The sequence below is a fragment of the Streptomyces sp. NPDC018263 genome (genome assembly GCF_055562575.1).
Genome location: NZ_JBVHFA010000002.1, coordinates 572,314 through 589,234, shown reverse-complemented (window position 1 = coordinate 589,234; position 16,921 = coordinate 572,314). Strand labels below are relative to the sequence as shown.

Here is a 16,921-nt window from a genome sequence, read left to right as displayed (position 1 = left end):
CCTCCCTGGACCAGCCGACCGGCGACTCAGCATAACGAGGACGGCGGGCGGACCACTTGGGTAAAATCGGGCTCCGGGTCTTCAGAGCCCATGGCGTCACACACGGGGGCCGGTCATGTCGGACGCGCAGGGAGCCGCTGGGCACGCGCTCCGCCAAGTCGCCGCGCTCATCGACGAGTTCCATCGAACGGGTGACCGCCGCCCGCTGGACAGCGCGGTCGGGATCTGCCGGGAGGCACTCCGCGCGGCGCCACCCGACGGCCCCGTACACACCGAGTGCCGGGCGGGACTGCGCAGCACCCTGGTCATGCGCTGGTCGGCGTTCCGCGACCGCCGGGACCTGGACGAGTCCATCAGCGAGGGACAGGCGCTCACGGCGGGCCCCGCACCGGACGAGCAGGACTTCCGCCTGCTGGGCCGCATGCTGGCCGACCGCCACGAACTCACCCGAGAGCCGGCCGACTTGGAGTCGGGCATCGTCGCCCTGCGGCGGGCCGCCGAGCTGCCGGCGCGGGGCTGGGACAACCGGCCGTTCATCCTCGACACCCTCGGCGGTCTGCTGGCCGAGCGCGGCGAGGCGACAGGCGACACCGCCGACCTCGCGGAGGCGGAGCATCTGCGCCGGGTCGCGCTGACCCTGCTGCCCGAGGACTCCCCGGAGCTGCCGACCGTACGGAACAACCTGGCGGCGAGCCTGCGCCACACCGCCGAGCTGTACCGCGACCCCGCCCGGGCCCGCGAGGCCGTCGACCTGCTGGGCGCGGCCCTCGCGGACACCCCGGCACCCCGCCGTCCGCAGGCCCTCCTGCACCTGGCCACGGCCTGCCGGACGAGGGCCGAACTCACCGGCGCCCCGGCCGACATCGAGGCCATGGTCACCGCCCATGACGCGGCCCTCGCCGCGACCCCGAGCGGTCATCCCCTGCGGGTGCGCGCCCTCACCGGCCTGGGCGTGGCCCTCCGGCTGGCGGCCGAGCACACCGAGGACATCGAGCCGCTGCGGGTAGCCGTGGCCCTGCTGGACGAGGCCGTACGGGAGACCCCGCAGGACAGCCCGGCCCGACCGCACCGGCTCAACAGCCTGGGCAACGCCCTGCACCGGCTGGCCGAGCGCGCGAGCGACGCGGCCCTGCTGGACGAGTCCGTGCGCGTCCTGAGGGCCGCCGTCGCGGAGCCGTCGCCGCAGGAGGAGGGCCATGTGGGCCGGGTGGCGAACCTCGCCCTGGCCCTGCGCGAGCGCTACCACCAGACGGGCGACCTGGAGACCCTGCGCGAGGCGGCCCGGCTGGCCCGGCAGGCACTGGACGTCCCCCGCACGTCGAAGGACTCCGACACCCAGCTCGCCAACCTCGGCGTGGTCCTCCAGACCTGGCACGACCGCACCGGCGACGCGGGCGCCGCCGCCGAGGCCGTCGAGACCGCCCGCCGGGTCCTCGCCCGGACCCCGCCCGGCGGCGCGGAGCGGGCCATGCGGCTGAACCACCTGGGCAACGCCCTCTTCCAGCGGTACGAGTCCGGCGGTGACCCGGCCGACCTGGCGGAATCGGTCGCCCTGCTGACCGAGGCCGTGGAGCGGACGGCGTACGGCACCCCGGAGCACGCCGACTACCTGCACAACCTGGGCCTGACCCAGCTCGCGGGAGCGCTAGCGGCCGAGGACCCGACGCTGCTGAACCAGGCGGTGACCACGCTGGGCCGGTCCGTGTGGGCGTCGGCGCCCGGCGCGGCCCCCCACGCCAACCGGCTCCAGTCGTACGCGTCCGCGCTGCGCACCCTGCACATGACGACCGAGGACCCGGCGGTGCTGCTCGCGGCGGAGGACGCCTACCGGCAGGTCGCCGGGATCACGGCGCTGCCCGCCGCCCAACGCGTCCGCGCCGCGTACTCCTGGGGCATCGCGGCGGCGGACGCGGGCCGCTGGGAGCAGGCGCTCGACGGGTTCGAACTGGCCCTCGCCCTGCTGCCGTTCAGCATCGGCAGACGGCTGAGCCGCGACGACCAGGAGCACGGGCTCACCAGTGTGCAGGGGCTCGCCGCGGACGCGGCCGCGTGTGCGGTGCACCTGGGCCGGCTCGACCAGGCGGTACTGCTGCTGGAGCAGGGGCGCGGGGTGCTGCTCGGGCAGACCATCGCGGCCCGCGCCGAGCTGGAGCGGCTGCGTGCCGCGTACCCCGTGGCCGCTGCACGCTTCATGGAACTGCGGGACCTCATCGACGCGCTGGACCCCGCCGAGGAGGACACCGACGAACGGCATGTCCTCGCGGCCTCCTGGGAGGACCTGGTCGCGCAGATCCGCACCCTGCCGGGCTTCGGCGGCTTCCTGGGCGGTCCGACGACCGCCGAGGTACGGGCAGGTGCCGGGCGCGGGCCCGTGGTCCTGGCGTACGCGAGCCCGTACCGGAGCGACGCGCTGGTCCTGCTGCCGGACCGGGTGCTGCCGGTCCCCCTGCCGGGCGCCGGTATCGAGGCCGTGGAGGAGCAGGCGCGGCGGCTCGGCACCGCGCTCGCGGAGGCGGCCGTGCCGGACGGGGAGCAGGCCGCGCAGCAGACGGTCGCGGAGGTGCTCGCCTGGACGTGGGACCACGTCACCGGGCCGGTCCTCGACGCGCTGGGGCTGTCCGCCCCGCCGGCGGACGGCGCCTGGCCGAGGCTGTGGTGGTCGCCGGGCGGCCCGCTCGCCGCGCTGCCCCTGCACGCGGCCGGCCACCACGGCGACCCCTCCCGTACGGTGCTGGACCTCGCGGTCTCCTCCTACACGCCGACCGTCCGCGCCCTGGCCTACGCCCGCGCCCGCGCGGCGGCCCCGCCGCGCTCGGGCCGCCTGCTCGCGGTGGTCGTGCCCGACGCCCCCGGCGCCCGCAGGCTCGGCGGGGTGCGCCGGGAGGTGCGGGAGCTGAGCGCGCTGCTGCCGACCGAGGTGATCGCGGGCCCGCGTGCCACGTTCGCCGGGGTGATGGCGGCGCTCCCCGCTCATCCGTACGTCCACTTCGCCTGCCACGGGGTGAGCGAGCCGGACGACCCGTCGGGGGCGCGGCTGCTCGTGCACGACCACCGGGAGCATCCACTGACGGTGCGTCACATCGCACGGCTGGAGCTGCCGGACGCCCGGCTCGCCGTACTGTCCGCCTGCGAGACCGCGCGGGGCTCGGAGCTGCTGGCGGACGAGTCGATCCACATCACCTCGGCCTTCCAGACCGCCGGGTACCCGCACGCGATCGGCACCCTCTGGCCGGTGCACGACGCGGTGGCGGTACGCGTCACGCGGAGGCTGTACCGGGAGCTGCGCGACGCCCTCTCGGCACCGGCGGAGCTGGACGCGGCCCTCGCCCTGCACCACGCCGTACGGGAGTGCCGTACGGCCTTCCCCGGCAGCCCCAGCCTGTGGGCCGCCCATGTGCACTCCGGGGCGTAGCACCTCCGGAACCGGACGACGAGAGGAAGGGGTCCGGACATGGCCCTCGGATGGCGCAGGAAACGCCGGGACGACGGCGGACGGGAGGCCCCGGGACCGGAACTCCCCCCGGCCGCCGACCTGGTCGTCACCATGCTCAACGACGACGGCACCGAGGAGGAGATCAGCCGCGTCGGCCTGCCCCCGGACGAGTTCTACGGCATGCGCGCCAACAACGCCCACCAGCGGCTCGGCCCCGAACACCCGGACACTTTGCGGGCGTTCCGTGACTACGCCCGGGTGCTCACCCGTATGGAGGGCCGCCAGGAAGAGGCGCGCGAGCGGCTGATGGCCCTGGTGTACACCCAGTCCCGGACGCTCGGTTACGTCCACGAGGACACCCTCACGACCTCCGCGGACCTGGCCGGACTGATGCACGTCACGGGCGAGCTGGCCAAGTCGGAGGAGGTGTGGCGCAGCGTGTGGACCAGCCGCGCCGAACTCCTCGGCCCCGACCACCCGGACACCCTGGACAGCGCGTCCTCCCTGGCCTTGGTCCTGGAGGACCTGCGCCGTGAGCCGGAGGCGGCCGCCCTGCGCCGGGACGTGCTGGAACGCCGCAGGCGCCTGCTGGGCCCGGACGACCCGGCGGTCCTTTCCGCCACGAGCAGCCACGCCGGGGCCCTGGTCAAGGCCGGCCACTGGGCCGAGGCGGAACGCGAACTGCGTTCACTCGTCGCCAGGCTGGAGCGCCTCGGCCTCCAGGACGACGACACCGGCCTCGCCGCCCGTGCCAACCTGGGCGCCGCGCTGTGCCGACTGGACCGTCTGGACGAGGCGGAGGCGGTGATGCGCTCGGTCCTCACCGCCCAGCAGCGCGGCAAGGGCCCGGCCCACCCCGACACCCTCACCACCCGCAACAACCTCGCCGCCGTCCTCCACGCCCGCGAGCGCTACGCCGAAGCGGCCCACACCCTCCGCGAGGTCCTCACCCTCACCCTCCACCACAAGGGCGAGTCGCACCCCGACACCCTCCACGCCCGCGACAACCTCGCCAACGTCCTGATCGACAACGGCGACCACCAGGAGGCCGCGACACTCCTCACCCGCTGCCACACGGACTACACCCGCGTCTTCGGCCCCCACCACCCCCTGACCCGCACGACAGCGGAACGACTGGCCTGGCTGCGCGACAACTCGACCTGACCGTTGCCCTCTTGACCACCCGCACTGTCAGCCTGACCGGTCCACCCTGTCGCCGGGCCGGGTCGGCCCGGCCCGCCCCCTGAGGCACACTGAGCTGAGCATGACACTCAAGGAAAGGGAGCGGCGGCGTGGGTGCTCGGTGGGCTGACTTTCAGTACGAGATCTATCTGAACGGCATGGACGGGACGGTCCCCCGGCTGCCCACCGATCTGACCCGGCTGGAGGAGCTGGCGGAGCACCGGCTCGGGCCGGGACCGGTCGGGTATGTCGCCGGAAGCGCCGGGAACGGCAGCACCGAGCGCGCCAACCGGACCGCGCTGGAGCGCCGCCGGATCGTGCCGCGCATGCTGCGGGACGTGGCGGAACGGGCCCTCTCCGTACGGGTGCTGGGCCGTACGCTGCCCGCGCCACTGGCTCTGGCGCCGGTCGGCGTGCTGTCGATCATGCACCCGGACGCGGAGTGTGGGGCCGCGCGGGCCGCCGCCGCGCAGGGTGTGCCGTTCATCCTGTCGTCGGCGTCGAGCACACCGCTGGAGACCGTCGCGGAGTCGATGGGGGACGCCGAGCGCTGGTTCCAGCTCTACTGGGGCAGCGACCGCGAGGTGACCCGGAGCTTCCTGGGCCGGGCGGAAGCGGCCGGCTTCTCGGTGCTGGTCGTCACGCTCGACACCCCGCTGCTGTCCTGGCGCCCGCGCGATCTGGACCGGGCGTATCTGCCGTTCCTGCACGGCGTCGGCACCGCCAACTACTTCACCGACCCCGCCTTCCGGGCGGGTCTCGCCAAGCCGGTGGAGGAGGACCCGGACGCGGCCGTCCTCCGCTTCCTCGGCCTCTTCGGGGACGCCGGGCACACCTGGCCGGACCTGGCGTTCCTGCGGGAGCACTGGGACGGCCCGATCGTCCTCAAGGGCATCCTGCACCCGGACGACGCCCGCGCGGCCGCCGACGCCGGGATGGACGGGGTCGTGGTCTCCAACCACGGCGGCCGTCAGGTCGCCGGTTCCGTCGCCGCCGCCGACGCCCTGCCGGGGATCGCCGGCGCGGTCGGCGACCGGCTCGACGTGCTCTTCGACAGCGGCATCCGCACCGGCGACGACATCGCCAAGGCCCTCGCCCTGGGCGCCCGCACGGTCCTGCTCGGCCGCCCCTACGCGTACGGGCTCGGGCTGGACGGACAGGCGGGCGTCGAGCACGTCATCCGCGGCATCCTCGCGGAACTCGACCTCACCCTGGCCCTCTCCGGCCACGCCTCCCCCGCCACCCTGGACCCCTCCGTCCTGACGGAGGGGCTCAGCTAGGGCGCTCCTCCCGGGCCGCCTGGCCCCGGCGAGTCAGGCGGGACTTTGCGGACACCCCCTAGGCCCCCTGGTCCGGCGCCTCCGCCTGGCGGGCCGGGGTCTTGGGGGTCTCCGCTATCGACAGGGAGCCGGGGGTGGCCGACGGGGTGTCGGCCAGCCAGTGCTGGGCGGGTGAGCGGTCGCGGAGCGAGACGACGATGTCGGCGCCGGGACGCGCGTCCGCCGAGGCCAGCGCGAGGGTCTCGTCCCAGCGGGGCAGCAGCTCGCCCCGCACGGTGAGGTCGTACCGTACGTCGTCCCCGCGCTGGGTCCCCGCGTCGTCGCAGGTGCCGAGGATGACGACGGCGGCGTCCGCGTGGGAGTCGAGGCACAGTTCGGGGTCGGCCTGGCTGTGCAGGAGGCCGTCCGCGTCGTAGGTCCACTGCTGGGTGACGGCGTCCGAGCACAGGGCCAGCGTCACCAGCCCGCCGCGCTCCGGCTCGCCCTTGATGCCCAGGCAGAGTGCGGCCCCCACATTGCGCAGCCGGATCGGCCGGCCGGCCAGGGGCGGCGTCGGGGAGGCGGCCGACGAGGGCTGCGCGGTACGGGGGTCGGCGGCGGGCGCGGCCCCGGCGGAGGCCACCGGGGCGCGTCCGCCCTCCGCCTCGGGCCAGACGGCGAAGGCCAGCCCGGTCGCCAGCAGCCCGGCCGAGACGACACCCGCCCCGGTACGCAGCGACCATCCGCTGCCGCGCCGCCCCGCACCCCGCTTGCCGGCCCGCCGGCGCCCGCCGGAGCGCGGGGCCCCGCCCGGAGCGGCGGCGGCCTGACCCCGGCCCGGCCGGGAGTCGAGGTAGCGGCGGGCGCCCCAGCCGAGGACCGCCTCCGCGAGCAGCAGCCCGGCGCCGCCGTCGATCTGGCCGAGCTGTTCGGCGGCGTACCGGCAGTAGGAGCAGGCGTCCAAGTGCTGCCGGACGTCGGGCAGTACGTCCCCGCCCCGGCGCAGCGGCACATCGAGCAGCCGGTTGTAGTGGCGGCATTCCCCACTGGGCGCCAACTCGCGGTGTGCGCGCAGCACACCCGCGCGCAGCTTCTCCCGGCTCTGTTCGAGTGCGGCGGCCGCGCTCACCGGGTCCACGCCGAGCAGCGCGGCGGGGACGGTCACCGGCTCGGCCTCGACCTCGGTGTGCCAGAGCAGAGTCTGCTCCAGCCGGGGCAGCAGGTGGAAGGCCCGTTCGGTGAGGACGCGGCTGTCCGGGGTGAGGGAGTTCGCGGCGCGCATCCCGCGTCCCCCGGCGGGCTTGGCGAGGCCGGGCAGGGCGGCGGTGAGGCGGTCGTCGGCCGCCCAGTCGAGGACGGTGTCCCGTACGGCCACCAGCAGCCGGGGCCGCAGCGCCTCGGCGGGCTCGCCGAGGGAGAGCCGGTCGAGCGCCTGGTGGAAGACGGCGGCGGTGACCATGTGTGCCAGTGGTCCGGGACCGGCGAGGCAGATCACGGCGTAGTCGGCGGCGGGCTGCCAGTGCCGGGCCATCAGCAGGGCGGTCGACCGGGACGCCTCCTGGTCCGAACCGGCGCGCAGCGGGGCGGCCGTGGACTCGTCGGACTCCCCCGCCGCCGTGCCGGGCAGGTAGGGGGGAAGGGGAGGCTGAGGGGTGGTCACTGAGCGGTTTCCTTTGGCGCGTGCGGAGCGTGGGAGCGGTCCTCCGGGGTGCGCACGGAGTGAACGGGACCCACGGCTCCGCCCCGGCGTCCCCCGGCCCGGTGGCCCAACTGCCGAATCGGTTCCGGACTTCACCCCCCGCGCGGGAGTGTCAACCCTCGCACAAATTCTCCACACGCAACAAGGAGCGCGTCCCACATCACCGGGTTTGCCGGGAAGTCGGAGTCGGGCGGGTTTCGCGCGCCCCGTGTGAAGTCCGCGCACACGACGGCCGCCCGCACACGCTTCTCCCGCCGCGCGGCACCGGTGTGGACTGGGCGCGGTCCCGCCCGGAAGACCCCCCGGCCGATCGCCGTACGGCTTCCCCCGTCCGCCGGAGTGGTGTCAGATCCGCCAGGACCTCAGCCGTTCGGCCGCGCCGTACACGTCGGCGCGGCCGTCGGTCAGGTCGCGGACGAGGTCGACGAGGGCACCGTACGGCGGGTCGATGCCGGCGCCGCTGATGTGCAGATAGGCGACGGCGGTGGCGCAGGCGAAGCGGGCGTTGGCCGAGGGCAGCGGGCGGAGCACGGCGAGGGTGTGCAGCAGGGCGGCGGCCCGCCAGGCGGGGTCGGAGTCGACACCGAGCCGGGGCGGGTCGACGCGGTGCCGGGCCACGGCGGCGACCAAGGCGGAGAAGTCGTCCACGGACGGCTGTTCGGGCAGGACGTCCTCATGACGCTGGAGCAGCCAGGGGACGTCGATGTGGATGACGGGGGCCATCGCCGGTCAGGCGGCCTCACCCCTGGCCGGTACGGCCTCGTCGTCGGGGAAGGCGGCGGCGAACTCCTCGGCGTGCGCGGTGAAGAAGGCCCGGAACGTCTCCGCGCCCTCCTTCAGCGCCCGGTGCCGGGCGATGTCCGCCGCGGCCGCCTCCCGCACCAGGGCCTTCATCGACGTACCGCGTTCCTTGGCGATCTGCCGCAGGTCCGCTAGTTCGCGCTCGCTGAACTCCACGTTGAGAGCTGGCATGCCCTCACGGTACCGCGAGGGTACTCACCCGTAAATCGAGCCAGATCAGCCGCACACTGCCCCGGTACCCGGCCTCTGTGACGCCTCGCCGGGCCGACACCAGCAGACGCGCCGCCTCCAGATCCATCACATATGAGCACAAAAAGTGTCTTATTTCCTTCATGCATACACCTTCGCGGCGTACTCTCCTCCGCGTCCCGCTCGCTGCCGCGGGCGCGGGACTCCTGGCCGCCTGCTCCGACTCGGGCCCCCGGCCCCGGCCCGGACCGCGCGGCACGATGATGGCGGCGGGGAACTTCGTCCCGCCGGGGCCCGCGGGTTACGTCGAACCCTCGGGTCCGGAGGTCCGGGCCGCCGAGCGGCGGCGCGGGTCGGGCCGGGTGCGCATGTTCACGCTCACGGCCGGCGAGACCACGCTGGACCTGGGCGGCCGGTCGGTGCGCACCTGGGCGTACCAGGACGCGCTGCCCGGACCACTGGTGCGGGCGACGGCCGGTGACGTCCTGAGCATCACGCTCGCCAACCGGCTGCCGGAGACCACCACGCTCCACTCGCACGGCGTCCGGCTGCGCTGCGACATGGACGGCGCGCCGGGCCTCACCCAGGACTCCATCCCGTCCGGGATGGACTTCAACTACCGCTTCACCGTGGCCGACCCCGGCACCTATCTGCTGCACAGCCACGTCGGCATGCAGCCGGACCGGGGCCTGTACGCGCCGCTCGTGGTGGACGACCCCCGCGAGCCGCTGAAGTACGACAAGGAGTGGGTGGTCGTCCTCGACGACTGGGTGGACGGCGTCGACGGTTCCACCCCGGAGAAGGTGCTGCAGCAGCTCAAGCCGGGCGGCGGCATGGCGATGATGGGCCCCGAACACCCGGCCCGCCCGACCGCCCACCCGCACGAGCCCCCGATGTCGGCGATGCCCCACCCGCCGAAGAACACCGGCCCGAACCGCATGCTGCACGGGGCGAAGAGCCGCATCCTGGACGGGGTCGGGGGCAACGTCTCGTACCCGATCTACCTGATCAACGGGCGCCGGCCGGGCGCGCCGACCTCGTTCAAGTGCCGTCCCGGCGAGCGGGTGCGGCTGCGGATCATCAACGCGGGCTCGGACACCGCCTTCCGGGTGGCGCTCGGCGGCCACAAGCTGACGGTGACCCACACCGACGGCTACCCGGTCCAGCACCGGGAGACGGACGCGCTGCTGGTCGGCATGGCGGAGCGGTACGACGTGCTGATCACGGCCAAGGACGGGGTGTTCCCGCTGGTCGCGGTGGCCGAGGGCAAGAGCGGCCAGGCGCTCGCGGTGCTCCGTACCGACAGCAGCAGAACCGTTCCTCCTGCGGGTGTGAAGCTGCCGGAGCTGGACCGGGAGGTGCTCCCGGCGCGCCGGCTGCTGCCCGCCGACTCCGTCGCCCTGGACCACCGCGAGCCGGACCGCGAGATGCGCATCAGGGTCACCGGCACCATGGCCAAGTACGACTGGGGCTTCGACCACAAGCAGTACGACGTGCGCGAACGGCACGCGGTGCGGGCCGGGGAGCGGGTGCGGATGACGCTGATCAACGCCACCGACATGTGGCACCCGCTGCATCTGCACGGCCACACCTTCGCGCTGACCGGCCTCGACGCGGTGGGCGCCCGCAAGGACACCGCCGTGGTGCTGCCGCACCGCAAGCTGGTCATCGACTTCGACGCCGACAACCCCGGTCTGTGGATGCTGCACTGCCACAACCAGTACCACTCGGAGAGCGGCATGATGACGGTGCTCGGCTACAAGAAGTGAGCGTCCCCGGACCCGCCCCGGTGGCGGGTCACCGGTCGCGCAGCCAGGGCCGGACCAGCCTGCGGGCCTCGTGCAGCCGGGACTTCAGGGTGCCCAGCGGGATGCCCGCGCGTTCGGCGGCCTCGGCGTACTCCAGTTGGCACAGGTCGCGGTAGACCAGCGGGGCGACCAGGTGGGGGTGCTCGCGCTCCAGCCGGTCCAGCGCCTCCAGCAGGTCGATCCGGGAGCCCGCGATGACGCTGGTGGTGCGCGGGTCGGCGGGCTCCGGCACCTCGGCGGGGGCGGGCTGTTCGGCGGCCCGCCGCTTCAGCTCGCGGTACTTCTGCCGGCAGCAGTTGGCGACGACGGTGTAGAGCCAGGTGCTGAAGCGGCTGCGGCCCTCGAAGCCGCCGATGTGCCGGGCCACCTGGAGCAGTACGTCCTGGGCGGCCTCCTCGGCGTCCTCCCGGCAGGGCAGGAAGCGCCCGCAGCGGCGCACCACCTCCGGCCGCAGCTCGGTCAGCAGCCGGTCCAGAGCCGCCCGGTCGCCCGCCGCCGCCAGTCGGGCCAGCTCTTCGGCCATCGCGGCGTCCGGCACGTCGGCTCCCCCTCGAAGTCGATCTCAGGGCAGGCATGATAGTCGTATGCACTCCCCGGAGCGGATCGGCCGGTACCGCCTGCAACGGCGCCTGGGCAGCGGGGCGTTCGCCACGGTGTGGCTCGCCCACGACGAGGAACTGGACGCCCTGGTGGCGGTCAAGGTGCTCGCCGACAACTGGTCCCACCGCCTCGATGTGCGCGAGCGCTTCCTCTCCGAGGCCCGGCTGCTCCGGAAGGCCGGGTCCAGCCGGGTGGTGCAGGTCTACGACATCGGTGAACTGGACGACGGCAGGCCGTACTTCGTCATGGAGTACGCCGACGGAGGCACCCTCGCCGACCTGCACACGGGCGGCCCGCCGCCGGTGCCCGAGGCGCTGGAGCTGACGGCGCTGGCCGCGCGGGGCGCCGCGGCGCTGCACGAGGCGGGGATCGTGCACCGGGACATCAAGCCGACCAACCTGCTGCTGCGCACCGCCCCGGACGGCGGGCGCCGGCTGCTGCTGGCCGACCTGGGGCTGGCCAAGAGCCTGGCGCAGGCGTCGGCGCTGACCCTCGCGGCAGGTTCGGCGGGCTACCAGCCCCCGGAGCAGGCCGAGCCGGGCGCGGGCATCGACGAGCGCGCCGACGTCTACAGCCTGGGCGCGGTGGGTTACGAGCTGCTCACCCAGGCCGTGCCGGGCCCGCCGGGCAAGGTGGTGCCGCCCAGCCGCCTGCGCCCGGACCTGGACCCGGAGGTCGAGCGGGCGGTGCTGCGGGCGCTGGAGCCGGACCGGGAGCGGCGCTGGCCGTCCGCGCGGGCGTTCGCCGACGAGCTGGAGCGGCTGGCAGCGGCCCCCGCCCGGCCGGGGTGGGCCGGCGCGGTGCGGGGCAGGCGCGCGGTCCTCGCCGTGGCGGTCGCGGTGGCCCTGGTGGCGGCCGCGGGCACGGTCGCGCTGGTGCTGCACCGGCCCGCCGGGGGCCCCGAGTCGGCGCGGGTACGGGACGCCTCCGGGCGTATCGCCGTCCAGGTGCCCGCGGGCTGGGACCGGGAGGTGCGCGACTCCGGGTGGGACCCGCGCGCCCTCGGGCTCTCCGGCGGGCGGGAGCCAGGGCTGGTGGTCGCCGACGACCTGTCCCGCTGGTCCGACCTGGGCAGGCCGGTGAACGGGGTCTTCGTCGGCGTGGGCGAGGGGGATGTCACCGGCCGGGTGGACGCGCTGGCGCACCCCGGCTGCGAGGGCGCGGACCGGCGCGCGTTCACCGGGTCCGGCTGGCGGGGCACGGTCCGGGTGTGGAGCGGGTGCGCGGGCGGGGGCTCGGTCACGGAGTCCGCGCTGCGCCCCTCGCACGGCGCGCACGGCCCGCAGGTGTACGTGCAGGTGCGCCAGCACGGCGACCCGGACGCCACCGACGGCATACTCCGCTCGCTCCGGGTCACCTGATCGGGGGGAACCCCCGTCCGGCGTGGCGGGGAGGCCCCGGTGAGCGGAGACTTCTTCGGGCGCGGAAGTTTTTTCCGGCCGTCCCGAACTTTTCCGCCGGACGGCGCATCGGAAGGTGTGACGGCGCATCCGGCGCCGGCGGCACGCGGACCCCGTGTGCCGTGGTTGACAGGGAGGCTTGTGCGACATGGCGAACTCATCCCCGGCCAGGCGGCGCGGGACCCTGCTCGCGGGCTCCGCCGCCGTCCTGGGCCTCCTGACCGCCTGCGGCAACGGTGACGTGGGCGCGGCACCGGCGAAGACGGTGTCCGGCTCGGCCGCGCCCGCGACCGAGAGCTCCGCCCCGGCCGAGTCCACCGGCTCGCCCGACCCCGCGGACACCCCCTCCCCGGTGACCCAGAGCGGCGGGACCACGCCCCCCAGCTCGGCACCGGACACGGCGACGAAGACCGTCAAGCCCGACACCGCTAAGAGCACCCGCTGCCACACCTCGGAGCTGCGGGCCGCCGTGGGCCGCAACGATCCGGGCGCCGGGCAGGAGAACTTCCCCGTCGTCCTCACCAACAAGTCGTCCCGCACCTGCACCCTGCGCGGCTATCCGGGCGCGGCCTTCGTGAACGCCTCCGGCACCCAGCTCGGCCCCGACCCCGTGCGCACCCCGGCCTCCCCGGTGACGGTCACGCTGCGCCCCGGCCAGAGCGCCTGGGCCGGGCTGACCTTCTCCAACCCCCAGGTCAGCGGCGCCAAGTCGCAGAAGCCGGCCTCGCTGGTGGTCACCCCGCCCGACGAGCGTGACCCGCTGAAGGTGACCTGGACGGGCGGTCCGGTACCGGTCTCGGGCAACTCCTCCTCGGTCCGCCTGACCGTCTTCGCCCCCGGTTCGGGCGCCTGACCGGGTGCGACGGCGCCGGGTCCCCGTCGGCCCGGCGCACCGGGGTCTGTTTTCATGAGCGGGCACATCACCACCGGTCCGGAGGATCGCCCTGAACACCCCGCTCGCCGAGGCCCTGTCGGCCGTCCTGCTCGTCGCCGTGCTCGCCTGGGCGGTGATCCGGCCCTTCGGCCGGACGGAGGCGGTGCTCGCGGTGCCCGCCGCCGGGATCGCCGTCCTCACCGGCGCCATCTCCCTCGACCACGCCCGCGACGAGGTGGCCCGGCTGGGCCCGGTGGTCGGATTCCTGGCCGCGGTACTCGTCCTGGCCCACTTCTGCGACGTGGAGGGCCTGTTCCGGGCCTGCGGGGCGTGGATGGCCCGCTGGTCGCGCGGGCGGCCGGTACGGCTGCTGACGGCGGTGTTCGCGCTGGCCTCGGCGATCACCGCCGTACTGAGCCTGGACGCGACGATCGTGCTGCTCACCCCGGTGGTGTTCGCCACGGCCGCCCGCTCCGGCGTCCGCCCCAAGCCGCACGTCTACGCCTGCACGCATCTGTCGAACACGGCGTCACTGCTGCTGCCGGTGTCCAATCTGACGAACCTGCTGGCCTTCGCGGCGAGCGGACTGTCCTTCACCCGGTTCGCGGCCCTGATGGCGCTGCCATGGCTGGCGGCGATCGGCGTGGAGTACGTGGTGTTCCGGCGTTTCTTCCGCCGCGACCTGTCGGCGGCGGCACCGGCCGCGCGGGACACCGGCGAGGAGCCGCCGCTGCCGGTGTTCGCGCTGGTGACCGTGGCCTGCACGCTGGCCGGGTTCGTGGTGGCCTCGGCGTTCGGTGTCGATCCGGCGTGGGCGGCGGCGGCGGGCGCGCTGGTCATGGCCGGACGGGCCGTGGCGCGGCGGCAGGCGACCCCGCTGTCCGTGGTGCGGGCGGCGGCGCCGCCGTTCCTGGCGTTCGTGCTGGCGCTGGGCGTGGTGGTGCGGGCGGTCGTGGACAACGGCCTCTCCGATGTGCTCGGGCATCTGCTGCCGTCCGGGAGCGGGCTGCCCGCGCTGCTGGGGATCGCCGCCCTGGCGGCCGTGCTGGCCAACCTGATCAACAACCTGCCGGCCGTGCTGGTGCTGCTGCCGCTGGCCGCGCCGGGCGGGGCGGGCGCGGTGCTGGCGGTGCTGCTGGGCGTGAACATCGGCCCGAACCTCACCTACGCCGGTTCGCTGGCCACCCTGCTGTGGCGGCGGATCGTGCACCAGCACGACGAGGGCGTGGGCCTCGGGGAGTTCACCCGGCTCGGCCTGATCGCCGTGCCCTCGGCGCTGGCGGTGTCGGTGGTGGCACTGTGGGGGGCACTGCGGCTCTTCTGACCGGGGTGGCGTGGACCGAGGAGGACATCGGATGCGTGCGGTCGTCTGGCTCGTCGAGGGCACATGGCCCGCCTGTGTGGACGCGGTACGCGTGCACGCCCCGCACGCCCGTGAGGTGGTGCTGCTGCATGTGTCGGGGCCGGAGGTGCCCGGTGTGGCGCACGGGGCGTTCGCGGGGCTGATGGGGCGCGGACGCGCCTGGGAGGCCGATCCGGGTGACCGGCTTCAGGCCCTCGGTGACGGCTCGGCGGCGGAGCTGCTGGACGCGGCCGCCGAGCGCCTGGGCCGGCCCTGTGTACGCGAGGAGCGCTCGGGCCGGCCGGAACGTGAGGTGGTCGCGGCGGCCGAGGGCGCGGACCTGCTCGTCCTGGCCCGCGACGGCGACCGCTCCCGCCTGGGCCCCCACAGTCTGGGTCCGGCGGCCCGTTTCGTCGTCGACCACGCCCCGTGCCCGGTCCTCCTGGTCTGGCCCGGACAGGCCCCCGGTCTGGGCACGATCCCGCCGCCCCCGCCGCACCACCGCTGAGGTACGGCTCAGCGGTGCCATCCTCCGTAGCCGCCGCCCCCGTCGTACCGGCGTCCCCCGCCCCCGCCGTCCCAGCCGCAGCGGTCCCGGTAGGGGGAGCAGTTGTCGCCGGCCGTCGCGCTGGGCGTCGAAGTGGCGGTCGGGGTCCGCGTGGGGGTCGGGCTCGGGGCCGGGCTCGCGGAGTGCGCGGTGGGGGTCGGCCTCGCAGAGGTGCGGTGGGGTGATGCCGTCGCGCTGCCCTTGTCCCAGTTGACGACCTCCATCTGCGGGTCGTTGCGGGCGGTGTCCACGACCCAGCGCTGGACGGCGGTCTCGGCGCGGTTCTTCAGCACCAGCGCGCCGGAGCCGTCGGTGGCGGCGGGGGTGAGGGCGAGGTTCTGGTTCCAGCGGGGCACGAGGGTGCCCTGGAGGGTGAAGTCGTAGCGGATGAAGCGGCCGTCGGTGCCGGTGGCCGAGCAGGGGGCGAGGCGGACCGAGTAGCCGAGGCGGGAGTCCAGGCAGAGCGCGGGCGCCGCGTCGCTGCGCAGCCGCCCGTCCGCCTCGTACCGCCAGCGCTGGCCGGGGGCCGAGGAGCAGGTGACGACCTCGGTCTCGGCGCCCTCGACGGGCTTCTTCCCGACGATGCCGACGCAGCGCCCGGAGGCCACGTTGTGCAGCCTGCCCCGCACGGTGGGCCGGTTGCCGTCCGTGCCTGCCCAGGACGGCTGCGGCTCGGGTGTGGAGGTGTCCGGGGCCGGGGACGGGGTGGCGCCGTGGGCGGTGGTGGGACTGTCGTCGGAGCCGAGCACCGACCACAGCACCAGGGGCAGCGCGACGAGGGCGCCGACGGTGGCGACGGCCAGCGAGACATTGCGGCGCCGGACCCGCCGGGCCGCGCGGTGGGCGGTCCGGCCGACAGGGGCCCGGTCCGCCTCGGCGGGGGGCGGTGAGGGGACGAACTCCTCGCCGCCGGCGGGCAGGGGCGGCACCGGTGCGGGCGGTGCGGCGCTGTCGTCGGCGCGGGCGGCGAGGTAGGCGGCGGCGCCCCAGCCGAGCACGGCCTCGGCGAGCGCGAGGGCGAGCCCGTCGTGGAAGCGGGCGAGCTGGTCGGCGGTGCGGGCGCAGTGGCCGCAGCCGTCGAGGTGGCCGCGCAGGTCCGGGTCCATGGCGAGGCCGGCGCCGCGCCGGAAGGTGACGTCCAGCATCCGCAGGTAGCGTCCGCACTCCGCGTCGGGGGCGAGTTCGCGGTGCGTCTGGAGGCACTCCTCGCGCAACCGCTCGCGGGCGCGGCCGAGTTCGACGGCCGTGCTCTCCTCGTCCAGCCCGAGCAGCGCGGCGGGTACGGCGAGGGGTTCGCCCTCGACCTCGGTGTGCCAGAGCACGGCGCGCGAGGGCTGCGACAGCCGCTGGAAGGCGCGGGCCAGCAGCCGTCGGCCGGGCGGCGGGAGCAGCCGGGCGGCGGCGCGCTCCCCGCTCGCCGGGTCGGGGCGCAGCGCGGGGTGCAGGAGTTCCTGGCGGCCGTCGGTGTCCCACTCGGCGGCGATACGCCGTACGGTGACCAGCAGTTGGGGCCGCCAGGCGGCGGACGGCCCGGCCTGGCGCAGCGACTCGCCGAAGAGCCGGGTGAACGCGGCCGTGGTCAGCATGCCGGCCGCGCGCGGCCCGTCCGCGCACAGCCGGGCGTAGGCGAAGGCGGCGGCCCAGTGCCGGTCGAGGAGTTCACCGACGGGGTGGAGGGCGGACGCCGACCCCGTCCACTTCTGGAGTTCCGCGCTGAGTTCGCCGTCGGATATACCGAACGGCCCGGCGGAATAACGGGAATTCGACGGACCTTCGCCCTTCACGCG

13 protein-coding genes are annotated in these 16,921 nt (G+C 75.1%); 8 read left to right on the top strand and 5 right to left on the bottom strand.

The annotated features are described in order from the left end of the window. Positions 1-115: 115 nt before the first annotated feature. The 3 genes from ACZ3HQ_RS07585 (at position 116) to ACZ3HQ_RS07575 (ending at position 5,895) form a co-directional block, all read left to right on the top strand. Positions 116-3,412 (top strand): CHAT domain-containing protein, encoded by a 3,297-nt coding sequence (locus tag ACZ3HQ_RS07585; RefSeq protein WP_467508773.1) that lies wholly within the window; start codon positions 116-118, stop codon positions 3,410-3,412. Between the two features lie 39 nt (positions 3,413-3,451). Continuing rightward, on the top strand, positions 3,452-4,597 hold the full coding sequence (locus ACZ3HQ_RS07580; RefSeq protein ID WP_467508772.1) for a tetratricopeptide repeat protein: 1,146 nt from the start codon (positions 3,452-3,454) through the stop codon (positions 4,595-4,597). Between the two features lie 128 nt (positions 4,598-4,725). Continuing rightward, complete coding sequence (locus ACZ3HQ_RS07575) at positions 4,726-5,895, top strand: lactate 2-monooxygenase (protein ID WP_467508771.1); 1,170 nt, start codon at positions 4,726-4,728, stop codon at positions 5,893-5,895. A gap of 58 nt (positions 5,896-5,953) precedes the next feature. Here the strand turns inward: ACZ3HQ_RS07575 and ACZ3HQ_RS07570 are convergent, their stop codons facing one another. The 3 genes from ACZ3HQ_RS07570 to ACZ3HQ_RS07560 all read right to left on the bottom strand — a co-directional run bounded on the left by ACZ3HQ_RS07570 (position 5,954) and on the right by ACZ3HQ_RS07560 (position 8,545). After that, positions 5,954-7,534, bottom strand: a complete 1,581-nt coding sequence (locus ACZ3HQ_RS07570) for an RICIN domain-containing protein (protein WP_467508770.1) — start codon at positions 7,532-7,534, stop codon at positions 5,954-5,956. A gap of 384 nt (positions 7,535-7,918) precedes the next feature. Continuing rightward, the gene (locus ACZ3HQ_RS07565) at positions 7,919-8,296 is read right to left on the bottom strand and encodes a toxin Doc (protein WP_467508769.1); all 378 of its coding nucleotides are present in this window, start codon (positions 8,294-8,296) and stop codon (positions 7,919-7,921) included. 6 nt (positions 8,297-8,302) lie between these two features. Further along, positions 8,303-8,545: a hypothetical protein gene (locus ACZ3HQ_RS07560; RefSeq protein WP_078858354.1), complete on the bottom strand. Its 243-nt coding sequence runs from the start codon at positions 8,543-8,545 to the stop codon at positions 8,303-8,305. Positions 8,546-8,706: 161 nt separating this feature from the next. Between ACZ3HQ_RS07560 and ACZ3HQ_RS07555 the strand changes: the two genes are divergently transcribed. Then, positions 8,707-10,332, top strand: a complete 1,626-nt coding sequence (locus ACZ3HQ_RS07555; protein ID WP_467508768.1) for a multicopper oxidase family protein — start codon at positions 8,707-8,709, stop codon at positions 10,330-10,332. A gap of 28 nt (positions 10,333-10,360) precedes the next feature. On the opposite strand, the gene ACZ3HQ_RS07550 is transcribed toward ACZ3HQ_RS07555, so the two are convergent. After that, on the bottom strand, positions 10,361-10,894 hold the full coding sequence (locus ACZ3HQ_RS07550) for an RNA polymerase sigma factor (RefSeq protein ID WP_467509060.1): 534 nt from the start codon (positions 10,892-10,894) through the stop codon (positions 10,361-10,363). Positions 10,895-10,955: 61 nt separating this feature from the next. Here ACZ3HQ_RS07550 and ACZ3HQ_RS07545 point away from each other — a divergent pair, with 61 nt between their 5' ends. The 4 genes from ACZ3HQ_RS07545 (at position 10,956) to ACZ3HQ_RS07530 (ending at position 15,095) form a co-directional block, all read left to right on the top strand. Beyond that, a complete protein-coding gene (locus ACZ3HQ_RS07545) occupies positions 10,956-12,332 on the top strand; it encodes a serine/threonine-protein kinase (RefSeq protein WP_467508767.1) in 1,377 nt (458 codons plus the stop codon). 187 nt (positions 12,333-12,519) lie between these two features. Next, a complete protein-coding gene (locus ACZ3HQ_RS07540; RefSeq protein WP_467508766.1) occupies positions 12,520-13,224 on the top strand; it encodes a DUF4232 domain-containing protein in 705 nt (234 codons plus the stop codon). A 91-nt stretch (positions 13,225-13,315) separates the two neighbouring features. Further along, positions 13,316-14,569: an arsenic transporter gene (locus tag ACZ3HQ_RS07535; protein ID WP_467509059.1), complete on the top strand. Its 1,254-nt coding sequence runs from the start codon at positions 13,316-13,318 to the stop codon at positions 14,567-14,569. A 31-nt stretch (positions 14,570-14,600) separates the two neighbouring features. Then, positions 14,601-15,095, top strand: coding sequence for a universal stress protein (locus ACZ3HQ_RS07530; RefSeq protein WP_467508765.1), 495 nt, complete (start codon positions 14,601-14,603; stop codon positions 15,093-15,095). Between the two features lie 8 nt (positions 15,096-15,103). Here ACZ3HQ_RS07530 and ACZ3HQ_RS07525 read toward each other — a convergent pair whose 3' ends face one another. Next, on the bottom strand, positions 15,104-16,918 hold the full coding sequence (locus ACZ3HQ_RS07525) for a ricin-type beta-trefoil lectin domain protein (RefSeq protein WP_467508764.1): 1,815 nt from the start codon (positions 16,916-16,918) through the stop codon (positions 15,104-15,106). Positions 16,919-16,921 lie beyond the last annotated feature (3 nt).